19 protein-coding genes and 1 other annotated feature are annotated in these 22,051 nt (G+C 36.6%); of the genes, 3 read left to right on the forward strand and 16 right to left on the reverse strand.

What is annotated here, in order from left to right; translation table 11 throughout:
- Window positions 1-123: 123 nt before the first annotated feature.
- The 11 genes from trxA to zapA all read right to left on the reverse strand — a co-directional run bounded on the left by trxA (window position 124) and on the right by zapA (window position 11,752).
- Window positions 124-441, reverse strand: coding sequence for a thioredoxin (gene trxA, locus GHC26_RS05020; RefSeq protein ID WP_163970166.1), 318 nt, complete (start codon window positions 439-441; stop codon window positions 124-126).
- Between the two features lie 132 nt (window positions 442-573).
- Window positions 574-1,557, reverse strand: a complete 984-nt coding sequence (locus GHC26_RS05025; RefSeq protein ID WP_163970167.1) for an electron transfer flavoprotein subunit alpha/FixB family protein — start codon at window positions 1,555-1,557, stop codon at window positions 574-576.
- A gap of 24 nt (window positions 1,558-1,581) precedes the next feature.
- Window positions 1,582-2,355: an electron transfer flavoprotein subunit beta/FixA family protein gene (locus GHC26_RS05030; protein ID WP_163970168.1), complete on the reverse strand. Its 774-nt coding sequence runs from the start codon at window positions 2,353-2,355 to the stop codon at window positions 1,582-1,584.
- Between the two features lie 18 nt (window positions 2,356-2,373).
- Complete coding sequence (locus GHC26_RS05035) at window positions 2,374-3,147, reverse strand: enoyl-CoA hydratase (RefSeq protein ID WP_163970169.1); 774 nt, start codon at window positions 3,145-3,147, stop codon at window positions 2,374-2,376.
- Between the two features lie 75 nt (window positions 3,148-3,222).
- Complete coding sequence (locus tag GHC26_RS05040) at window positions 3,223-3,810, reverse strand: TetR/AcrR family transcriptional regulator (protein WP_163970170.1); 588 nt, start codon at window positions 3,808-3,810, stop codon at window positions 3,223-3,225.
- A 147-nt stretch (window positions 3,811-3,957) separates the two neighbouring features.
- Window positions 3,958-5,649, reverse strand: coding sequence for a long-chain-fatty-acid--CoA ligase (locus GHC26_RS05045; RefSeq protein WP_163970213.1), 1,692 nt, complete (start codon window positions 5,647-5,649; stop codon window positions 3,958-3,960).
- 404 nt (window positions 5,650-6,053) lie between these two features.
- Window positions 6,054-6,461, reverse strand: a complete 408-nt coding sequence (locus GHC26_RS05050; RefSeq protein ID WP_163970171.1) for a DUF350 domain-containing protein — start codon at window positions 6,459-6,461, stop codon at window positions 6,054-6,056.
- Window positions 6,462-6,492: 31 nt separating this feature from the next.
- On the reverse strand, window positions 6,493-8,838 hold the full coding sequence (locus tag GHC26_RS05055) for an endonuclease MutS2 (protein ID WP_163970172.1): 2,346 nt from the start codon (window positions 8,836-8,838) through the stop codon (window positions 6,493-6,495).
- 12 nt (window positions 8,839-8,850) lie between these two features.
- The gene (gene polX / locus GHC26_RS05060) at window positions 8,851-10,569 is read right to left on the reverse strand and encodes a DNA polymerase/3'-5' exonuclease PolX (protein ID WP_163970173.1); all 1,719 of its coding nucleotides are present in this window, start codon (window positions 10,567-10,569) and stop codon (window positions 8,851-8,853) included.
- 361 nt (window positions 10,570-10,930) lie between these two features.
- Window positions 10,931-11,485, reverse strand: a complete 555-nt coding sequence (locus tag GHC26_RS05065) for a CvpA family protein (protein WP_163970174.1) — start codon at window positions 11,483-11,485, stop codon at window positions 10,931-10,933.
- Window positions 11,486-11,491: 6 nt separating this feature from the next.
- Entirely contained in the window at window positions 11,492-11,752 is a 261-nt protein-coding gene (gene zapA / locus GHC26_RS05070) for a cell division protein ZapA (protein WP_163970175.1), read from the reverse strand.
- Between the two features lie 605 nt (window positions 11,753-12,357).
- Here zapA and rnhC point away from each other — a divergent pair.
- Window positions 12,358-13,290: a ribonuclease HIII gene (gene rnhC, locus GHC26_RS05075; protein WP_163970176.1), complete on the forward strand. Its 933-nt coding sequence runs from the start codon at window positions 12,358-12,360 to the stop codon at window positions 13,288-13,290.
- Between the two features lie 514 nt (window positions 13,291-13,804).
- On the opposite strand, the gene pheT is transcribed toward rnhC, so the two are convergent.
- The 3 genes from pheT to GHC26_RS05090 all read right to left on the reverse strand — a co-directional run bounded on the left by pheT (window position 13,805) and on the right by GHC26_RS05090 (window position 18,411).
- Window positions 13,805-16,231 carry a phenylalanine--tRNA ligase subunit beta gene (gene pheT / locus GHC26_RS05080; RefSeq protein ID WP_163970177.1) on the reverse strand — a complete coding sequence of 809 codons (2,427 nt, stop codon included), beginning with the start codon at window positions 16,229-16,231 and terminating at the stop codon, window positions 13,805-13,807.
- Window positions 16,232-16,244: 13 nt separating this feature from the next.
- A complete protein-coding gene (gene pheS, locus GHC26_RS05085) occupies window positions 16,245-17,279 on the reverse strand; it encodes a phenylalanine--tRNA ligase subunit alpha (protein WP_163970178.1) in 1,035 nt (344 codons plus the stop codon).
- A 76-nt stretch (window positions 17,280-17,355) separates the two neighbouring features.
- Window positions 17,356-17,597 (reverse strand) — a binding site (T-box leader).
- Window positions 17,598-17,655: 58 nt separating this feature from the next.
- The gene (locus GHC26_RS05090) at window positions 17,656-18,411 is read right to left on the reverse strand and encodes a TrmH family RNA methyltransferase (protein ID WP_163970179.1); all 756 of its coding nucleotides are present in this window, start codon (window positions 18,409-18,411) and stop codon (window positions 17,656-17,658) included.
- 98 nt (window positions 18,412-18,509) lie between these two features.
- Here GHC26_RS05090 and sspI point away from each other — a divergent pair, with 98 nt between their 5' ends.
- A complete protein-coding gene (sspI, locus tag GHC26_RS05095; RefSeq protein ID WP_163970180.1) occupies window positions 18,510-18,728 on the forward strand; it encodes a small acid-soluble spore protein SspI in 219 nt (72 codons plus the stop codon).
- A gap of 610 nt (window positions 18,729-19,338) precedes the next feature.
- Complete coding sequence (locus GHC26_RS05100; RefSeq protein ID WP_226376852.1) at window positions 19,339-19,944, forward strand: lytic transglycosylase domain-containing protein; 606 nt, start codon at window positions 19,339-19,341, stop codon at window positions 19,942-19,944.
- Window positions 19,945-20,069: 125 nt separating this feature from the next.
- Here GHC26_RS05100 and GHC26_RS05105 read toward each other — a convergent pair whose 3' ends face one another.
- A complete protein-coding gene (locus tag GHC26_RS05105; RefSeq protein WP_163970181.1) occupies window positions 20,070-21,155 on the reverse strand; it encodes a M42 family metallopeptidase in 1,086 nt (361 codons plus the stop codon).
- 327 nt (window positions 21,156-21,482) lie between these two features.
- Window positions 21,483-21,974: a dUTP diphosphatase gene (locus tag GHC26_RS05110; protein ID WP_163970182.1), complete on the reverse strand. Its 492-nt coding sequence runs from the start codon at window positions 21,972-21,974 to the stop codon at window positions 21,483-21,485.
- Window positions 21,975-22,051 lie beyond the last annotated feature (77 nt).

Consider the following 22,051-nt stretch of genomic DNA (forward strand, 5'->3'; position numbering starts at 1 on the left):
TGAATAATTACGGATATAAACGATCACTTTAGACATTAGTATCCATAATGCTCTACAAACAAAGATGATCCCCCGCTACTTATTGTAACAAGGGATCATTCATTCTGCTAGATTTATTTATAATTAAGAAGCATGCTTGTTAATTAGTTCTACTAATGCTTCTTTTGGTTGGAATCCAACAACTTGATCAACAACATTACCATCTTTAAATAATAATAATGTTGGGATACTCATAACACCATATTTACCAGCTGTTTCTTGATTTTCATCAACGTCTAGCTTGACGATTTGTACTTTATCTTCCATTTCGCCATCTATTTCTTCTAAAACAGGGGCAATCATTTTACAAGGTCCACACCAAGGTGCCCAAAAGTCTGCTAAAACTAATCCCTCAGAAGTTTCTTGTGTGAAATTTTGATCTGTTACATGTGAAATTGCCATGCTATTCCCTCCTTATCCTTTTCAATTCTCTTATGAGTATATCACCGATAGTATTTCCTAGCGAATACTTTGCTTATTCAAAATAGATAAGTAAAAAAGATCTGACCCTAAGTCGGATCAGAACTTTTTTTATTACACATTAATGCCTTTTAGTTTTTTCACTTCTTCAATTAGCATTGGTACTACTTCAAATAAGTCACCAACAATACCATAATCTGCAACATTAAAAATGTTAGCCTCTGGGTCCTTGTTGATCGCAACAATTACTTTTGAATTACTCATACCTGCTAAATGTTGGATAGCACCAGAAATCCCTACTGCAAAATAAAGGTCGGGTGTAACTACTTTACCAGTTTGACCAATTTGCAAGGAATAATCACAGTAATCAGCATCACATGCACCACGTGATGCACCAACTGCACCACCTAAAACATCGGCTAGTTCATATAAAGGTTTAAATCCATCTGCGCTTTTAACTCCACGACCACCTGCAACAATCACGTTTGCTTCAGATAAATCGACACCATCAGAAGCTTTTCGAATAACATCCTTAATTACAGTACGTAAATCGGTTACGTCTACGTCTTTAGACTCTACTTCACCATTACGGGAATCATCACGGTCTAAAGCTGGAATATTATTAGGACGAATGGTCACAAAAGTTAAACCATCTTCAATCACTTTCTTTTCAAATGCTTTTCCTGAATAAATAGGTCTAATAAATGTAACATCTTCTCCGTCTACCTCAATATCTGTTGCATCAGAGATAAGACCCGAGTCTAACTTGCTCGCCAATTTAGGAGTTAAATCTTTTCCAACAGCTGTATGTCCCATTACAATTCCACTAGGGGACTCATCTTCAATGACCGCCATTATCGCTTGCGAATATCCCTCTGATGTATACGTTTTCAAGTTTTCATGTGCGACAGTTACAACACGGTCTGCTCCATAATAAATCATTTCTTGTGCTTGTGCTTCTAACTCTTGATCCCCACATACGACACCTACAATTTCTCCATCTGCATCTATCTTTTTGGCTGCTGCAATCGCTTCGAACGTAACATTACGTAAAACACCATCACGTATCTCGCCAATTACTAATAATTTATCACTCATTGTGCATTTCTCCCTTCTGCCACACTATAATACTTTCGCTTCATCTTTTAATAGTGACACTAATTCTTTTACCTGGTCATCAAGTTCTCCTTCTAGTACACGACCAGCTTCTTTTTCAGGTGGTAGGAAAACTTCTACCGTTTTTGTTTTCGCCTCTACATCATCTTCATCTAAATCAAGATCATCTATTTCTAATTCTTCTAAAGGCTTTTTCTTCGCTTTCATGATACCTGGTAAGGATGGATATCTAGGTTCATTCAACCCTTGCTGACATGTTACTAGAACTGGTAATGGAACTTCTACCTTTTCGATATCCCCTTCGACATCCTTATCTATTTTAGCGGTCTCCTCTTCAATCGTTAAAGCTGTAATGGTTGTGACATATGAAATCCCTAAACGATCTGCGAGTCTTGGACCAACTTGCCCACTTGCTTCGTCAATTGCTACATTTCCAGCTAATATTAAATCTGGTTCTTTATCTTCAAAGAAGGCCTCTAAAATCTTAGCTGTTGAATACTGATCACCATCTTCAAGATCATCTTCTGTATCTATCAATACCGCTTTATCAGCTCCCATTGCTAAAGCAGTACGTAATTGTTTTTCAGACTCCTCATCGCCAACTGTCACAACAGTAACTTCTCCACCGTGTTCGTCTCGTTGATTAATGGCCTCCTCAATTGCATATTCATCATATGGATTAATGATAAATTCAGCACCATCATCTTCAATTCGTCCATTAGATACAACTATTTTTTCCTCTGTATCAAATGTCTTTTTTAATAATACATAAATATCCATCTGTGATCCTCCTTTAAACTATTTATCTTGGAAGTTTGGTTTCCGTTTTTCTATAAACGCTTGCACACCTTCTTTTGCATCATCTGAGCCAAATATTGCTCCAAAGGATTCAGCCTCTTTCTCGATTCCTTTTGTAAATTGTTCCGTTTTCGCATATGGAACAAGGTGCATCACTTCTTTAATCGTCAATTTACTTTTAGCTGCAATTTTTTCTGCTAGTTTCATTGCCTCTTCCTCTACAGAATCTTCATCACATACAATGTTTGCTAATCCCCACGAATAAGCTTCACGACCACCAATTGGCTCTCCTGTTAGAATCATTTCATATGCTTTTGCAGTGCCAACATAGTGTGGTAAGCGTTGTGTTCCTGCAAATCCTGGTATAATCCCTAATGTTAATTCTGGCAAACCAAGCTTTGCATTTTCTGTAACTATCCGCATATGACACGCCATGGCAAGCTCTAACCCACCACCTAAAGCTGCACCATGTATAGCTGCAACAATTGGAATTGGAAACGCTTCAATTCGGTTAAATAATTGCTGTCCTTTTTCAGAAAGAGATTGATAATCGGATGATTTTTGAAGTGATGTAAATTCCTTAATATCTGCACCAGCAGAGAAAAACTTCCCTTCACCTTTTAAAACAATAGCCTTGATAGCATCGTCCGCCTCTATTTCATCCAATCGTTTATCAAGATCTTGTAGTAGATTACTAGACAATGCATTTGCAGGTGGACTTATTATCGTAAGCATTGCGATATTTCCAGTTGTTTCAAGTTTTACTGTACTCACAAGCTTTCCCCCTTTGTATTTATAGTAACAAAATTTTTATAAAAGCACATCTCTTTATACACATATTTCAAAATATTAATGGTGTTTCGATAGACCATTTATAATCAAGGTATGTACAGGATGTGCTTGCTCCACTAATTGATAACGTTGTTCATTCATAACCCAGTTTGTTACCACTTCATCCAGAGTTCCAAATATCATTTGACGAACAAGTGGTAAATTTAAGTCATCCCTAAAAATTTTTTCTTCTATTCCTTCCTTAATGATTTCATCAATTAACGTTAGATATGGCTTTAGTATTTTATTGATTTTTAAGCGTAATTCTTTGTTTGATTGACGCAATTCTAGCTGTGTCACAATTGCTAAATGGTGATTTTCTGCTAGTTGTTGAAAATGGGTTCGAATTAGCGTTAACAGTTTTTCATCTGCATTATTTTTTTCTTTAATACTAGAAACAATCTTTTCAATAAAGGTGCCCATTTTCTCTTCAAATACAGATACTAAAATATCTTCCTTATTTTTAAAGTATAAGTAAATAGTGCCATCTGCAACACCAGCTTGTTTTGCAATTTTGGAAACCTGTGATGCATGGTACCCATTTTCAGCAATAACCACAACTGCAGCATCAATAATTTGTTTATACTTTGGTTTGTTTTTTTTCATACAAATCTCCCTTAGGGTCTCTATAATGAATGAATAATCATTCATTATTTATTGTACGTTTCCATGAAGAAGATGTCAATATTTAAGGTTGTACAAAATGTTGATAAAAACTTGGCTGTTGCCAAGCTTTATGCAGAAGCATCATTATTATACCTTTTGATGTTTTTCTTTTTCTTCATCTATTAACTTTCGTCTTAATATTTTCCCTACAGCTGTTTTTGGTAGTTCATCGCGAAATTCGTAAATACGAGGAGCCTTATATGCCGCCAAATGCTTGCGGCAATAGTCATTAAGATCTTTTTCATCTAATTGATACCCACTTTTTGTCACAACGTATGCTTTTACTGTTTCTCCTCGATATGGGTCAGGTATTCCAGCTACCACTGCCTCTTGAATTCCTTCGTGCTCATATAAAACCTCTTCTACTTCTCTTGGATAGATATTGTAACCACCAGCTATAATCATATCCTTCTTTCGATCAACGATGTAAAAATAGCCATTTTCATCCATATAGCCTAAATCACCAGTAAATAACCAACCTTCTTTTAAAACTTGTTTCGTTTCTTCTTCATTATTCCAGTACCCTTTCATTACCTGTGGGCCTTTAACCGCGATCTCCCCAATCTCACCTACTTCTGCTTCTTCAAATACGTCTTCACTTATATGAAAAATCTTTGCATCTGTATCAGGCCATGGAACACCTATACTCCCATTTACCCGTTTTTCCCAAACAAAATTAGCATGTGTTACTGGAGATGATTCTGTAAGACCATATCCTTCAACTAACCGTCCACCTGTTACCTTTTCAAATTGCTCTTGCACCTCAACTGGTAATGGTGCTGAGCCGCTAATACAAGCTTCAATAGAGGATAAATTATATTTTTTTAAATTTGGGTGGTTTAAAAGTCCAACATAAATCGTTGGCGCACCAGGAAATAAAGTTGGTTTTTGTTTATGGATTGTTTTTAATACTTCCTCTGCATCAAATTTCGGTAATAAAACCATTTTGGATCCATTCATTATGGACATATTCATAACCGTTGTCATACCATATACGTGGAAAAATGGTAAGACACCTAACACAACTTCTTTTCCATGCCTTGTTTTGTACAACCATTTATCACACATTTGGACATTTGCGACTAAGTTATGATGTGTTAACATAACCCCTTTTGGATGTCCAGTTGTTCCGCCAGTATACTGCAATAAAGCTAAATCTTCTTTTGGATCAATAGGAACTTCCTTATAGGAGGTGCTCGCTTTTTCCATGATTGACTTCCACACATGTGTTTCCTCGGAAGGATCTACTCTAACGACCATATTGTACTCTTTCTTTTGAATAAATGGATAAATAATATTTTTTGGAAATGGCAAATAATCCTTAATACCCGTAACAATCATATGATCTACTTCTGTATTTCCTCTTACATTTGTAACACGTGGTACTAAAATATCTAGGCAAACGATAAAACGCGCACCAGAGTCCTCTAGCTGATATTCTAACTCCCGTTCTTTGTATAGTGGATTGGTTTGCACGACAATCCCACCAGCCAATAGTGTACCATAATAACTAATAACGGCTTGTGGACAATTTGGTAGCATTACTGCAACACGATCCCCTTTTTCAAGACCTAACGATTGCAAATAATTTGCGAATCTTTTCGCTTGTTCTGCCACTTCATGAAACGTAAGTTCCTTCCCCATAAAATAAAGCGCTTTCTTTTGTGCGTAACGATCTGCACTTTCCATTAAATACTCATGTAATCCTCTTTGGTCGTAGTCTATACTGTGTGGGATTTCTTTTGGATAATGCGCATGCCATAAACGTTCTTCCACAATTACCTCTCCTCCTTTTTATAGTCTTAATACCATTATACCGATTAATCTATATTTTTTAAATATTTTATAAGTTTTTATCGTAAAAAAATGCAGCATTCAATTATATTGTATAAAGAATGCCACATTTTATGTTTTGATTTTCTTTTTTAAAAGTACTAAAGCATAAAAGCAAACTTCTGATTTCTAAGCTGTTACATTTACCAATAAGAATCTTAGTTGTCTGTTGAAAAGCGAAGTGTTTTCCATAGCGGTAATAAGACGTATAATATATAAGATGCGTCATTAAAAAATAATAGAAAGTATACGAAAAGAGACTTAAATTAAGTAAATAACACCTATAATTAAAAAAATAACTGCTACTGCGATTAAAATTTTTGCTAATGTTTCTAACAAATTATGTCACCTCACCCTATGCTTGCACCAATGACGAAAGATAGACCAATCGAAATAACCATCGAAATAAATCCAACTGCTTTATTTCCCTTTCCAATTTCTTGATCTACTTTAATGGTTGGTGTCAGAAATTCAAACAATACATAGCCTAACAATAATAAGAAAAAGCCAAAAACTCCCCAGCCAACACTTTGTAATAAAGTGTCATTATGTTCAATTGAGTAACGGAAAATAATGGAAATACCTAGTAGTTTTCCCCCTGTTGCCATAGCAACTGCAATATTCCCTTTATTAATTTCCTTCCAATTCTTATACGATGTAATTAGCTCAAAGATCGCTAAAAAAAGAATCGAGCAAAGAATAACGACACTATATCGTGCAGCTGTTTCGACGTGTATGTTTTCCCAGAAACCTTCCACTCCAAAACACCTCTCCCCTTATGTTCGGAATTTAACGTAATTCCAATACGGTAACTCCACTACCACCTTCACCACTGGATCCTGCTCGATAAGATTTAATATTTGGATGTTTAGTGGCAAATTCTTGTACTCCCTTACGCAATGCTCCAGTTCCTTTACCATGAATAATAGACACTTTTTCATAACCTGCCAATACCGTGTCATCGATATATTTTTCTAATTGCCAAATTGCATCCTCATATCGTTGACCACGTAAATCAAGTTCTGTCTTAACATGGTAGCTGTTCCCCTTTACCGTAGCTAATGGACGGGTAGGTTGTTGTTTCCTCGTTTGTTTAACGCGTTTTAAATCATTTCGTTTCACTTTCGCTTTCATAATACCTACTTGAACAAGATATTCATCATCAGAAACTTTTTCTAAAACCGTTCCTTGTTGATTTACGGTTAATAGAATAATTTCATCTCCTGGCTGCAACGACTCTTCCTTTGTATTGACATTCTTTTCTTCCTTATTTTTCTTCTTCACTAAGTTGGGTTTTGCGTCATCAAGTAATTTCTTCGCTTCAATCCACTCATGTTCTTTAAATGCACTTTCTGTTTTCATATTTTTGATTTCCTCAACAATAAGTGCTGCTTCATCTCGAGCTTTTTGAAGTGCCTTTTCTGCTTTTTCTTCCGCTTTTTTATATAATGTTTCGCGCACTTCGTTAAACCGATTCCATTCATTTTTTAGATCTCGATGCAGTTTTTCACTTTCTTCTAGTACTTGATGTGCTTCTTCATATTCCTTTTCGGCCTGCTTTTTGGACTGTTCTAAAGAAGCAATCATATTTTCAACATTTTTGGAATCAATCCCGATATGGCTTTTTGCTTGCTCAATGATGGCATCACTTAACCCTAACCGTTTTGAGATGTCAAAGGCATTACTTCTACCTGGCACGCCAATTAGTAAACGATAGGTCGGCTCAAGTGTTTCCACATTAAATTCAACTGAGGCGTTTACGACATTGTCACGATTATAACCATACGCTTTTAATTCAGGATAGTGGGTAGTTGCAATTACACGTGCACCCTTTGAGATAGCATTATCTAAAATAGACATTGCTAAAGCTGCACCTTCTTGCGGATCTGTGCCTGCTCCCAGTTCATCAAACAACACAAGTGATTGGTGATCCACTTTGTTCATAATATTTACGATGTTCGTCATATGGGAGGAAAACGTACTTAAATTCTGTTCTATTGATTGTTCATCACCAATATCAGCAAAAACATGCTCAAATAAAGCCATTTCACAGCCATCCAATGCCGGAATTTGTAACCCAGACTGAGCCATTAACGTACAGATCCCAACCATCTTCAATGTTACTGTTTTACCACCAGTATTTGGTCCTGTGATAACGATGGCTGTATAACCTTTTCCTAACTCAATATCGTTTGCTACCACTTCATCAGATGGAATTAAAGGGTGTCTTGCTTGTTGCATTTTTATATAACCATCTTGATTAATCATTGGCAGAGATGCTTTCATATTACTAGCAAGTTTTGCACGAGCAAAGATAAAATCAATCTGTGCTAATACAGTGACATTATCTAGTAAATAGGTTTCATGATTAGCGATTTGTTCGGTCAGCATACGTAAAATACGTTCTATCTCTGTTTGTTCATTTGCCTTTGCCTCTTGTAATTGATTGTTTAAATCAACAACAGCTTTTGGTTCCATAAATAATGTAGCACCAGACGTTGATTGATCATGGACAATTCCTCCGATTGCACCTCTGTATTCTTGCTTGACGGGAAGAACATATCGATCATTCCGGATCGTGATGATAGCATCAGAAAGCATATTACTCTTTGTTTTTGTATAGTTATCTAATTTGTCTCGAAGTCTAGACTCAAATGTTCTAATTGATGAACGTATACTACGTAATTTAACAGATGCACTATCCATCACATGTCCATGATCATCTATACAACTTTTAATTTGTGTCTCTAAATCACGTAATGGATAAATCTGTTCGTTTAAATTACTTAGAATAGGCAATGATTCGTCTAGTTTCTCCATAAAACGTTTTACTTGTCGGCCACCATAAATTGTGTTTGCCACATCTAAACATTCTTCAGCCGCTAGTATACCACCGATTGTAGATCGTTTTACACTTGGCCGTATGTCTGATATTCCTCCTAATGGGATCGATTCATTCAGCCGAATTATCGTTCTAGCTTCATCTGTTTCTGCTTGCATATGATTTACTTCATCTAATTCAGTAGATGGTTTTAATGTCATACATAAATCTTTACCTAATGATGTTGCTGCTTCACTTGATAACAATTGAATTATTTTATCAAATTCCAGTATACGAAAGATCCGTTCATTCATGACGACTTACTCCTATCTATTACGGTTAATCCATTCTATAAGTTTCTCTTTTGGCCAAGTATTTATGACTGTTTCTTTTTGCAGCCAACCTTTTCTTGCAACCCCAACACCATATTCCATATGATCCAGCATACGATAATCATGTGCATCGGTATTAATAAAGATTTTGACTCCTTCTTCCTGCGCTTTTCTAACCCAATGAGCTGCTAAATCTAGTCGATTAGGATTAGCATTTATTTCGAGTGCTGTATCGGTTTCGTATGCTCGTTGAATTAATCGCTCAAGGTCTACATCATACCCCTGGCGTCTTCCGATCAAACGACCTGTAGGGTGTGCAATTAACGAAATATATGGATTTTCTAATGCCGCTTCCAATCGTTCCATTATTTTCGCTTGCGATTGATTAAAACTTGAGTGGATGGAGCCAATGACAAAGTCCATTTCCTGTAAAAAATCATCGGAAAAATCTAACTGGCCATCTGGCAAAATATCCATCTCAACACCAGCAAATAGTTGAATATCATTATATTGTTGGTTAAGTCTATCTATTTCTTCTCGTTGTTTCCGCAGTCTAGTTTCATTTAATCCATTTGCAACACGTAGATATTTGGAATGGTCTGTTATAGCCATGTACTCATATCCTTTTGCTCGGACACGGTTAACCATTTCTTCTATTGACTGTGCACCATCACTCCAGGTTGAGTGCATATGCATGTCACCACGTATATCAGCCAGCTCGATTAATTTAATGTTTTCCTTAAACGCTTCTACCTCACCTGTATTTTCTCTCACTTCAGGTGGAATATAATGAAGATCAAAGTGATGAAAGAATGCCTGTTCACTTGTAAAGGTTAGGACTTCACCAGTATTATCCTTTTCAATTCCATATTCACTAATTTTTTCACCACGTTTCTTTGCTAATTGTCTCATCGCTACATTATGGTCTTTTGAGCCAGTAAAATGGTGCAAAGTAGTGGCAAATTCTTGTTCGGTAACCAAACGAAAATCGACATTGATTTCATATACTTCATCAAGTGTAATCGAAACCTTCGTATCTCCACTAGCAATCACATCTTTTATACTATCAAATTGAACTAAGGCTTCCTTAACAGTTGTTGTGTTTTCTGTTGCAATAATAAAGTCGATATCCTTCACGGTTTCTCGCATTCTACGCAAGCTTCCTGCCCGTGAGAATCGCTCAATTTCCGGTATTGTTTCTAAATATGCCTCTATCCTTTCTGCAATTGGCAACATATGAGCTATCGGAATTCGCTCAGGTCGATTACCTGCGTCCTCTAGAGCAGCAAGGATCTTTTCAGCAGTCTTCTTACCAAAGCCAGCTAGTTGTTCCACTTCTCCTTTTTCACAAGCTTCTTTTAATGATGCCGCGTCTGAGACACCAAGTTCTTGATATAACTTGGCCAATTTTTTTCCGCCTAGGCCAGGTAAATGTAATAAAGGCACTAACCCTTGTGGCACTTCTTTTTCTAATTGAATTAAGGTATCAGAAACACCTTCTTTTATATACGATTCAATGACTGTACTAGTTCCTTTCCCAATCCCTTTTAATTTGGTAAAATCATTAATTTCCGATAAGGAGCGATCATCTCGTTCTAAGGCTTGAGCTGCTTTCCGATAAGCAGATATTTTAAATGGATTTTCACCCTTTAATTCGAGGTATATCGCTATTTTTTCTAAAAGTTTAATCACATCTTTTTTGTTAACAGTCATGAGTTCATTCACCTTCTCTTATATCTACTCTTCTACAAATGAAAAGACTGATTCATTTTAGTTACATTGTACACGACATGCCAATGCTACCCCTAATACTTTGAATCAGTCTAAATTATTTCTTTTATGTAGGCTGTTTTCTAACAGATTGTTGCTTTTTCCAGTATTAATCATCCTGAAAGTTGATAGATTATGCGTCTTAAAATTGCGTTATTGATTTCCACTTCGGAAAGCGAGTATTTTAACACAGCGGTGGATTAGCACTCATCTTAAAAAGGATGGAAGTAAGTTAAAGAAAATTACGACTCATAATATTTAAGATGCGCGGTTAAGAATGCAACAAAGTATACGAAAATAGCCTTTATGCATCAAACATACTTTCTAATTGAGTGAACCATAGTGTTTTTACTTGTTCGGATAAGATCGGCGTTTTCTCCACAATAAATTGAGCAACCGTAGAATGGTCAATCCAAACTTGAATACTTGAAATTGGGGTTAAAGCTAAAATAAACAAGATAACAAAGATAATCAAATACACTTCTAAAAATCCTAACACAGCACCAAGTATTCCATTAATTGAACTTAAAATAGGCAAAGATGCTACAAAATCTAACATAGAAGCAATGATTTGTAAGACAATTTTTACACTGAAAAATATAGCAGCAAATGCAATTGCATTATAAAAAGCTGTTTCGAGTGGATCTGATTGTAAAAATATTGCCCATGCGCTATCACTACCTAATTCAGGATATGGAATCCAGAGTGAAAACATTTCTGCGAGATTATCATAGTAGATTGTTGCAAGAATAAATGCGATTATAAATCCTAATAAGTGGAATACTTGTAAAATAAAACCCCTTTTTAAGCCAATAAAAAAACCTAAAATCAATAATATAATTAAAATAAAATCAACCATAGTCTATTAATCCTCTTTCTCTTTCTTAGAACCTAACAGAGAAGCGTATTCCTCTTTTAACTTTAAATAATCATTCATTGTATTAACCGCTGTTAAAACCGCTAATTTAGTTGTATCTAATTTCGGATTTGCTTCTTGAATCTCCCGCATCTTTTGATCAACAAGGCTTGCAACTAAACGAACATGGTGCGGTGACTCTGTTCCAATTACGGTATAAGGTTTATTATGTATATCAACTGTTACCCGTGTTTTATCATTTTGGGCCACAAGGATACCCTCCTGTGAGAAAAATTATTCACTTTATCTTAACATGAAGGACAGCATTTAGGAAACTGTTCATGATAAAAATAATTGGCTGTTTTCTAAAAGATTGTTGCTCCCAAGTATGAAATGTCTTGCATATAGGATGTATTATACGCAATAAATGCTCCGTTAATTTCCGCTCCAGACAGTCGCTTTCACCAGGCACGGCCTCAGCCTCCTCGGAAGAAAACCACTTCCTGTGGGATCTTCAGCTGTTGTTTTTTCCGCAGGAGTCGACTGTCTTACGCTCCAATCAACTATCGTATAAACATAATATTTAATAGGAAATGTTGATCAAATCAGTGGAGGAAATATACGTAGACTCCAACGGGAGGAAAGGCCTAGATGAGACCCCGCAAACGAGGAACGAGTTGAGGAGGCTCAGCAGCCACCCGTGGAAAGCGAAGTATATTTCCGGAACGGATAAATGCTCTAAACATCATTTACTGCGCACAATATAGATTATACGACGTAGAAAACAACAAAGTATGCGAAAAGCACCAAATAATTTAACTTTTCCTACACGTTTGCTATAGTCAAGTTATGCTACATATAAAGGAGCGACAATAATGCCACAACGCGTTTATACATTACCAACTAATAAAATACAAAAGATGAAAGAATTTTACAAGAATGAACTACAATCAACACCTCAAGGGGCAATCTTTCGTGCTAAAACAAAAAACGCTGTTATAACAGGATATAAATCTGGAAAAGTATTATTTCAAGGTTCTTCACCAGAAATAGAAGTTAAAAAATGGGATCTTGGTTTAGAAAAAGCTAAACATACACCTAAACACAAACAAACAAGAGCACATTCCTTTACTCCCCCTCATATACTATATTCCAGTAGCCATATAGGCTCAGATGAGGCTGGAACTGGTGATTACTTTGGGCCTATTACAGTTGCTTGTGCCTTTGTTCCACACGATCAAATACAAACCTTGAAACAACTGGGTGTGCAAGACTCCAAAAACCTGACAGATCGCACCATTCGTTCAATAGCAAAGGATATTATTAAACTTAACATTCCTTATGCATTATTAGTATTACATAACGAGAAATATAACCGCCTTCAGCGAAAAGGGTGGTCACAAGGAAAAATGAAAGCAATGCTACACCACCATGCAATCAATAAACTATTACAAAAAATAAACAACCAACCTAATGACGGAATTTTAATCGACCAGTTTTGTGAACCAGCTGTATACCAAAAATATCTCGCTTCTGAAAACGAGTCACTACCATCAAATACCTACTTTTTGACAAAGGCAGAAAGCCATTCGATTGCTGTTGCAGCTGGTTCCATTATTGCTAGGACAAGCTTTTTAAAAGAGATGGATAAACTGTCAGCAGAAACAGGAATGGATTTACCAAAAGGAGCATCGTCAAAAGTAGATCAAGTGATTGCAAAGGTTATCAAAAAATATGGAAAAGAATCATTATCCCAAATTGCAAAAGTACACTTTGCTAATACACACAAAGCAGAAAAATATTTATAAAGCTATTTACTAAACGATTGTTGTTTTTTCAAGTTTATATCTTAATGCATAGTTAATAAATTATGCGTCGTAAATGTTTGGCATGACTTCCTTCCATCCTTTATAAGGTGAGTACTAAACCAACGCTGCGGAAAACACTCGCTTTCACCATGGGCACAAGTGCGACATCTGTTCAAACTCTCTCTGTTTGTTTTCACAGTGTCTTCTTTGCCACGGGGAACGCTTCAGCCTCCTTGCGAGCATTGTCTAGGTCCAGCGCCTCCCCCCCTCGATGCCTTAAGTCAATCCTCATTGCGCGCAAAATAGCGCCACGCCGAGGCTCGGCTTAAGCTTGGTGAGGTAAGAAACAAAACGTCCCACTGCATAAGTGCAACTAAGGCTTTCGCCATAAGAACTTGACTAGAAGAGCCATTTATAAAAAACAAAGGTATGGCGTATCACACCATACCTTTGTTTTTATTAGGCTGTTTTTAGCTTATCATATCCTGTTTTGATATGTGAAAAGAGTCTTTTATTATGATCTTATATATGCATTAAATTCTTCATTAATCGTATTGACAATTTCTTGATAAGATGCTTCTACTTCATCATCTTTTAACGTTTTTTCAGGATCTTGATAAACTAGACTATAGGCAATAGACTTTTTACCTTCTGGGACATTTTCACCCTCATAAACATCAAAAATCTGTACCTGTTTCACAAGTGGTGATCCTTTATCTTCAATTCTAGATTTAATATCACCTGCTAACACACCCTTATCGACAATAAATGCAATATCACGTGCGATAGATGGATATTTTGGAATCACATTAAATGCCGTACGATCTCGATATTCGTTTAATAGGCTTTCCAAATTAATATCAAATACATATGTTTCTTTTAAATCCATTTGCTTTTCAATAACTGGATGTACTTGTCCAATAAAGCCGACTACTTTGTCTTGAACAAACAATGTAGCACATCTTCCAGGGTGTAGTTCAGGTAATTTTGCTGGTTTAAATGCCACAGGTATAGCTAAATGTTCAAATAATCCTTCGATAATTCCCTTTACAACATAAAAATCAGCCATTTTATTTTCCTGCTGCCATGGATGTTCCAGCCAATTACCTGTTAACGCACCAGCTAAGCGTTGTTCTTCAGTGGGCTGTTTAGTAATAGATTCCTCACTTGATACAAAAATAGACCCCATTTCATAATAAGCAATGTTCATTTGGTTACGTGCTCGATTATATGCAACCGATTGAAGTAATTCAGGTAATATGCTTAACCGTAAGTACTGATGATCTTCACTCATTGGCATAGCAACTTTCACAGGATGTACACCATAATCTTTTACTTCTGGACTTACAAATGCCTGCTTTTTAGCTTCATTCGTTAAAGAGTATGTCATCACTTCATGTAAACCTGATCCTTGTAAATAGTGTTTCACCTTCCGCTTCAAACGTTGCTGTTCTGTTAACTCAGCCGCTTGAGAAACACCTTCTGGTAAGGTAAATGGCAGGTTATCATATCCATAAATACGCGCTACTTCTTCTAGCATATCCTCAAATATCGTAATATCCCCTCGACGTGTCGGGATTGTCACATGAAAAACATCCCCATTTTGTTCAAATGGAAAACGGAGCTTTCTTAATATATCTCCTATTTCTTCATTGGAAATGGTAGTACCTAAGCGATCATTAATGGTATTCGAATTAATCGATACCATTTTTTCTGTACGATCTAATGTATCCACAGACACAACTCCGTCTAATACGGTTGCTCCAGCATACTGTTTTAACAATTGAGCTGCACGAATTCCAGCTTGTTTGACGCGGCTCGGGTCAACGCCTTTTTCAAATCTAGTACTAGATTCACTTCGTAATCCCGTTTCTTTTACTGTTTTCCGAACGGAGGATGGGGCAAAGTATGCTGCCTCTAATAAGACGGTTTTTGTTCCATCATGTACCTCTGTACTTTTACCACCCATCACACCTGCTAATGCAACAGGTACTGTTCCATCTGTAATTACGAGATCATCTTCTGATAAGACACGTGTTTCATCATCTAGTGTAACAAGTGTTTCTTCTGCTTTCGCCCGACGTACGAGAATTTGGTTTGTACCTAATCGTTCAAAATCGAATGCATGTAATGGTTGACCATACTCAAGCAATACATAGTTTGTAATATCGACAACATTACTAATTGGGCGAATACCTGCTGCCATCAGGTGATTTTGCATCCACAATGGAGAAGGTTTCACTTCAATATCTTTTACTAAGAACGCTCCATAATATGGATTAAGTTCTGGTTCCTCTACTTGGACAGACACATAATCTGAAACATGTTCTGCCCCTGTTTCTAATGATTCATCTGGAAGCTTTATTGGTTTGTCTAGTATGGCGGCAACTTCATAGGCTACGCCAATCATACTTAAACAATCTGACCGATTTGGTGTTAAATCGAATTCTAATACAGCGTCATTTAAGTTTAACAGTCCTTCAACACTTTCCCCAATCGCTACGTCCTCTTCAAATACATAAATCCCATCAGCCATATCCTTAGGAACGTATTTCTCTTCGATTCCGAGCTCCTGCATCGAACAGATCATTCCATTTGATTCAATTCCACGTAATTTTACTTTTTTAATTTTAAAGTTACCTGGCAAAACAGCTCCAGGCTTGGCAACGGCTACTTTTTGTCCTTGTGATACATTGGGTGCACCACATATAATTTGTAATGTTTCTTCCCCAACATTAACTTGACAAAGATTTAATTTATCTGCATTCGGATGCTTTTCACAGGATTCTACATAACCTACAACAACACCCTTGCTTTTCTCTGCTATATATTCAATACCGTCTACTTCAATTCCTGTTTTCGATATTTTCTCGGCTAAATCCTCTGGACTAATATCGCCTAAATCCACATAGTTTCGTAACCAGTTAAGTGATACTAACACGACGTTCTCCTCCTTACGCTTGGTGATATTGTTTTAAAAATCGACGATCATTTGTATAAAAATGACGAATATCATTAATGCCATATTTCAACATCGCTATTCGTTCAGGTCCCATTCCAAATGCGAAACCAGTATATTCATTTGAATCATATCCCGCCATTTCTAATACGTTTGGATGAACCATTCCAGCGCCTAAAATTTCAATCCAGCCAGTTTGCTTACATACAGAGCACCCATCCCCATGACATACTTTACAAGATATATCCATTTCGACAGATGGTTCTGTAAACGGGAAGAAACTTGGACGCAAGCGTATTTTGCGCTCTTCACCAAACATCTTCTTGGCAAATCGATCTAATGTTCCTTTCAAATCACTCATACGCACATGTTTATCAACATACAACCCTTCAATTTGGGTGAATTGATGTGAATGTGTCGCATCGTCTGTATCACGGCGGTACACCTTCCCTGGACAAATCATTTTAACAGGTTGATTTCCTCCGTATTTTCGCATTGTTCTCGCTTGAACTGGGGAAGTATGAGTTCGTAATAACAACTCATTTGTAATATAAAATGAATCTTGCATATCACGAGCTGGGTGGTCCTTTGGTAAATTCAGTGCTTCAAAGTTGAAGTAATCTGTTTCCACTTCAGGACCTTCTCGAACTTCATATCCCATTCCAATAAATAGATCTTCAATTTCTTCAACAATTTTCGTTAATAGATGAGGTCCTCCTACATTAGTTGGACGACCAGGCAACGTAATATCAATTGCTTCCGCTTCTAGTTGTTTTTCCAATGCCTCTTTTTCTAAGGCTTCTTTTTTCTCATCGAGAGAAGCCGTAATCGCTTCTCTTATACGATTGGCCATTTCTCCTACAATTGGTCTTTCTTCTTTAGAAAGTTGCCCCATTCCTCTTAATACACTTGTCAAGGATCCTTTTTTCCCTAAATAAGCAACACGAATTTCTTGAAGTTCTTTTAAATTATCGACTGTGTTGATTTTTTCAAGAGCTTCTTGTTGAATTGCTTCTAATTGCTCCTTCATCGTTACTGCCTCCTTAAAATATATTGTTTAAACTACACATTGGAAAAGATTGCTACATTATAAAAACCCCGTCCTAAAAAGGGACGAGGTTTACAATCGCGGTACCACCCTTGTTGACACAAATATAAAAATAAGTGTCCAACTTTTTAACATGATAACGGGTTGTATGCCCGGTACACCTTTACTTGATCAACAAGGTCTAAGTGCCAGCTCCAGAGTGAAGGATCAATAACACCGTTAGTAGAGACGTTTTCAGTCATGACGTCTCCTCCCTTAACTACGGATTATGTTATTAATCTTCTCTTTCGTCGCATTCATTGTTTATTCTAATCGACAGTTTTTTCATTTCATAAGTATATTTTATTATAGAAAACTTTTAGGGAAGTTGCAAGGATGATTGTTTTACGTGGTAAATTAATATCCCTGCTGCAATACTGACATTCAATGATTCGGCTTCACCATATATCGGAATATTTACATTAACAGTTGCAGCATCAATTAAAGAAGAGTGCACACCATTTCCTTCATTTCCGACCAAGATGGCAACTTTTTCGCCTACTGAAACTTCTTGATAGGCTTGAGCATCTTTTAGTGCTGTTGCCCATATCTGATAGCCCTTATGTTTTAAATCTTGTATTTGGTCGAGTAAATTCGTATAAAAAACAGGAATATGAAAGATAGATCCTTGTGTGGCACGAATTACTTTAGAATTGTAGATATCCACTGTGTCATGTCCTAAAATGACACCATTAAACCCAGCAGCATCAGCTGTACGGATAATCGTCCCTAAATTACCTGGATCTTGTATTGCATCGATTAGCACAATATGTGGACCAGTAACAGTCTGATTTGTTTGCATTCGAATAACTGCTACGACACCCTGTGGTGACTTGGTTTGAGATAGTGCTTGCAACACATTATTAGAAACCGTTGTCACCTTATATTCCTGACACCAATTGGGTAATGATACATCCTCTTGCACAATAATATCTTCAATTTCCCATTTACTTTTCCATGCTTCTTCTAACAAATGAAAACCTTCCACCAAAAAAGTATTTGTTTCTAACCTTCCTTTTCGTTTTAGTAGCTTTTTCCATTTTTTTATTTTTTCATTTTGTACAGAAGTAATCATCTCGTTCATCCTCATTTATTATATCTTGTATTATCATACATATTTCCCCTAATCTTGGTCAAACTATTAACGATTCTATAAAGATGGGGTGACAACGAATGGATTTAAACTTACGTAAAGCAATTCTATCAAACATCTCTGGTAATGACCAAGACCAACTAGAAGCTACAATTGTCGATGCTATCCAGGCTGGTGAGGAAAAAATGTTACCAGGATTAGGTGTATTGTTCGAACTAATTTGGCAACAATCCAATGAACAGGATAAAGAAGAGATGATCCAAGCATTAGAACAAGGAGTAAAACAAGCAACCAAATAATGGAAGATGACTTACAAGATGGATGCAATTTAGCATCTATCTTTTTTATATGATTAATCTTAATGAATAATTGATGTATTATACGCAATAGCTTAGCTATGAATACCGCTACGGAAATATACTTCGCTTTCACCAGGGGCATAAGTGCGACATCTGTTCAAACTATTCGTTTTCACAGTGTCTTCTTTACCGCAGGCGGCTGTTGAGCCTCCTCGTGCTACTCGTCTTTAGGGGTCTCACCTATGCCTCTTTTCCTGCAGGAGTCTGCGTATATTTCCTTCGCTAGTTATGCACTATTTCACTTCTTATCAATGCATTACTATTACAAGGCTTGATTGGAGCGTAGGACAGTCGACTCCTGCAGGAAAAGCACGTGTCCGAAGACCCCGGAGGAAGTGGTCTTCTTCCGAGGAGGCTGAGGCCGTGCCTGCGGAAAGCGACTGTCCGTAGTGAAAATCAATGTACAACTTTATTGCGCACAATATGAATTATGCGTAATAGACAACAACAAAGCATACGAAAATATCCTTATTAAAACTAAAAATTGTGATTGCCTGAACTCACCGTTAAGGGTAAAATAGATATAAGATGAAAAAAGGTGGAGTTTACCGTGGATATTAAACATCTGCAAACACTGATGCAATCACAAGCAATGTCGATATTAGCATCAAACAATAATAATAATACTTCGTTTCGATCACCAATGATGGAATTGCCATTTAAATTTCTACTTCAAGAACAGTTAAATTCAACTGTTTCTCATAAAGAAAATAAGCCATTACATACATATCCCTCTATACAGAGTATGGATAATACCGTAATAAATAAACCTATAAATAATAACCAGTACGAACCTGAGATAGAGGCAATTGCAGAACAATATGGGATCGACAAAAAACTAATTCAATCTGTAATACAAGCAGAGTCTAATTTTAATACGTATGCAAAAAGTGCTGCAGGTGCGCAAGGCTTAATGCAGTTAATGCCTGCAACAGCACGTGGCCTTGGTGTTACGAATGCATTTGATCCAGTCCAGAACATTGAAGGTGGGACAAAGTATTTAAGACAAATGTTAGATCGGTACAATGGAAATCTAGAATTAGCACTTGCTGCTTATAATGCAGGACCGGGGAATGTTGACAAACACCAAGGAATACCACCATTTCAAGAAACCCAAAACTATGTAAAAAAAGTGATGAATACTTATTTAGCTTAAGTTAATCAAAATCTTACAAAAAAATGACTAACTAAAATATATAATGAATCACCACGTCATGTAGTTTACATAACAAAAGGGAGGCATCAATTAACCTCCCTTTTCTTTTTGTTTTTCCTTTTCGTTTATGCCAATGTAATTTCTTTTACTTTATCACTATCTAATTTTTTAATAGCTTCCACAATTAGTTTGACAGCATTTTCAAAATCATCACGGTGTAGGATTGCTGCATGGGAATGGATATACCGCGTTGCAATCGTAATGGATAGGGATGGTACACCATTTGCCGTTAAATGAATGGAACCTGAATCCGTTCCACCACCAGCGATGGATGCATATTGATATGGAATGTTATGCTCATCTGCTGTATCTACAATAAAATCACGCACCCCTTTATGGGAAATCATAGATGCATCATATAATATGATTTGCGGTCCTTTTCCTAGTTTACTATCTGCATCCTTATCAGAAACACCAGGCATATCTCCAGCAATTCCTACATCTACACCAAAACCAATATCTGGTTGAATAGCATTTGCCGAAGTTTTTGCACCACGTAACCCTACTTCTTCTTGAATAGTTCCAACACCATAAACGATATTTGGGTGGTTTTGATCTTTTAACTGTTTTAACACTTCAATTGCGATCGCACAACCAATTCGATTATCCCATGCTTTTGCTAATAGCATTTTTTCATTTTTCATTTGGGTAAATTCAAAATACGGTACGATCGAATCACCAGGTTTCACACCAAACTCTTGTGCTTCTTCTTTGCTAGATGCACCAATATCAATAAACATATCTTTAATGTCAACTGGCTTTTTCCGTTGTTCCGCTGATAGAATATGTGGTGGTTTCGATCCGATAACACCAGTCACTTCTCCCTTACGTGTCACAATAGTTACACGTTGAGCAAGCATGACTTGGTTCCACCATCCACCTACTGTTTGAAAATAGACAAACCCGTCTTTATCAATGCGAGTTACCATAAATCCAATTTCATCAAGATGACCAGCGACCATAATTTTCGGTCCATTTACATCACCAGTTTTCTTCCCAATTAAACTTCCTAAGTTATCCGTAAAAACTTCATCCGCCTGTGGCTGCAAGTATTTCTCCATGACTTCCCTAGCTTCTTTTTCATTACCAGGGATTCCTTTTGCATCTGTTAAATCCTTTAACATGGTTAATGTCTCGTCTAATTTCGCCATATGTATCTATTTCCTCCTTTAGCCATATTTACCATTTAATTATACCTACTTCTCTGTAAAATATAAAGCCAAACTCACTTTAAAAAAGTTTACATATAAGTGCGTGTTCAAAAAGGAGGATTAAAAGGGCCGAGATGTTCGAGGCAGTGTAGCTTTGAGTAACGGACTTCCACAGGATGTGGTGACTTCTACGTTGGTCACAGGACGTGGACGGTTTTAGTAGAAGTTCCTTAGTTCATTTAATACATGAGTAACGGAAAAGCAAGCTAACAGAAACACCGATGTGTCATTTTCACCGGACTTTTTGAACAACCTCTATAAGTTTCATTAATAACCTTGCTGCTGTCGCTGATAATTTACTTCATTCTTTTTTAGATAAGCATCTCGTATTGCATGTTCGTCAAAACCAAGCAGAACCCCTAATGCAACATATTCCGTAAATAGTTTTTCATAGTACTTTTGCATAGGGTTTTCTTTAAACTGTGTACAGTTTGCAAACACGATATTAAATTGATCTGTCAAATTCGTACTAATCTTCAGGTCATGATCGGTCTTTGTATACCGAAATCCTTTTTCCAGTCCTAATGACAACAAAAAATGAATTCCATCCACATATTCCTCTAAGATGACTTCCTTTTCACTTTTGGGTTTTGTACTCCAAAACTTAAAACAGCGTGTTTCATTTGCGAGTTCTCCAATTTCTACTAGTAAAGAAAGGTATTTCTTATCAAATAAGTCATCTTCCTGGAGGTTATGGTTTTCTTCAATAAATTTGTCTAATTGCTCCTGTATCGTAAATAATGTTGACCAATCCGTCAATTTTTCATCATCCTTTAAGTATTTTTTTCGATTGTATCATGAAATCTAAGAAATAGTGAAACTTAGCGTCAGGTTAT

It is taken from the genome of Oceanobacillus halotolerans, assembly GCF_010993955.1.
GTDB classification, from domain to species: Bacteria; Bacillota; Bacilli; order Bacillales; family Amphibacillaceae; genus Oceanibacillus_A; species Oceanibacillus_A halotolerans.

Coding starts and splice junctions, on each gene's coding strand:
- trxA (WP_163970166.1), bottom strand. CDS start 441: ATGGCAATTTCACATGTAACAGATCAAAATTTCACACAAGAAACTTCT.
- GHC26_RS05025 (WP_163970167.1), bottom strand. CDS start 1,557: ATGAGTGATAAATTATTAGTAATTGGCGAGATACGTGATGGTGTTTTA.
- GHC26_RS05030 (WP_163970168.1), bottom strand. CDS start 2,355: ATGGATATTTATGTATTATTAAAAAAGACATTTGATACAGAGGAAAAA.
- GHC26_RS05040 (WP_163970170.1), bottom strand. CDS start 3,810: ATGAAAAAAAACAAACCAAAGTATAAACAAATTATTGATGCTGCAGTT.
- GHC26_RS05055 (WP_163970172.1), bottom strand. CDS start 8,838: ATGAATGAACGGATCTTTCGTATACTGGAATTTGATAAAATAATTCAA.
- polX (WP_163970173.1), bottom strand. CDS start 10,569: ATGACTGTTAACAAAAAAGATGTGATTAAACTTTTAGAAAAAATAGCG.
- GHC26_RS05065 (WP_163970174.1), bottom strand. CDS start 11,485: ATGGTTGATTTTATTTTAATTATATTATTGATTTTAGGTTTTTTTATT.
- rnhC (WP_163970176.1), top strand. CDS start 12,358: ATGCCACAACGCGTTTATACATTACCAACTAATAAAATACAAAAGATG.
- pheS (WP_163970178.1), bottom strand. CDS start 17,279: ATGAAGGAGCAATTAGAAGCAATTCAACAAGAAGCTCTTGAAAAAATC.
- GHC26_RS05090 (WP_163970179.1), bottom strand. CDS start 18,411: ATGATTACTTCTGTACAAAATGAAAAAATAAAAAAATGGAAAAAGCTA.
- sspI (WP_163970180.1), top strand. CDS start 18,510: ATGGATTTAAACTTACGTAAAGCAATTCTATCAAACATCTCTGGTAAT.
- GHC26_RS05105 (WP_163970181.1), bottom strand. CDS start 21,155: ATGGCGAAATTAGACGAGACATTAACCATGTTAAAGGATTTAACAGAT.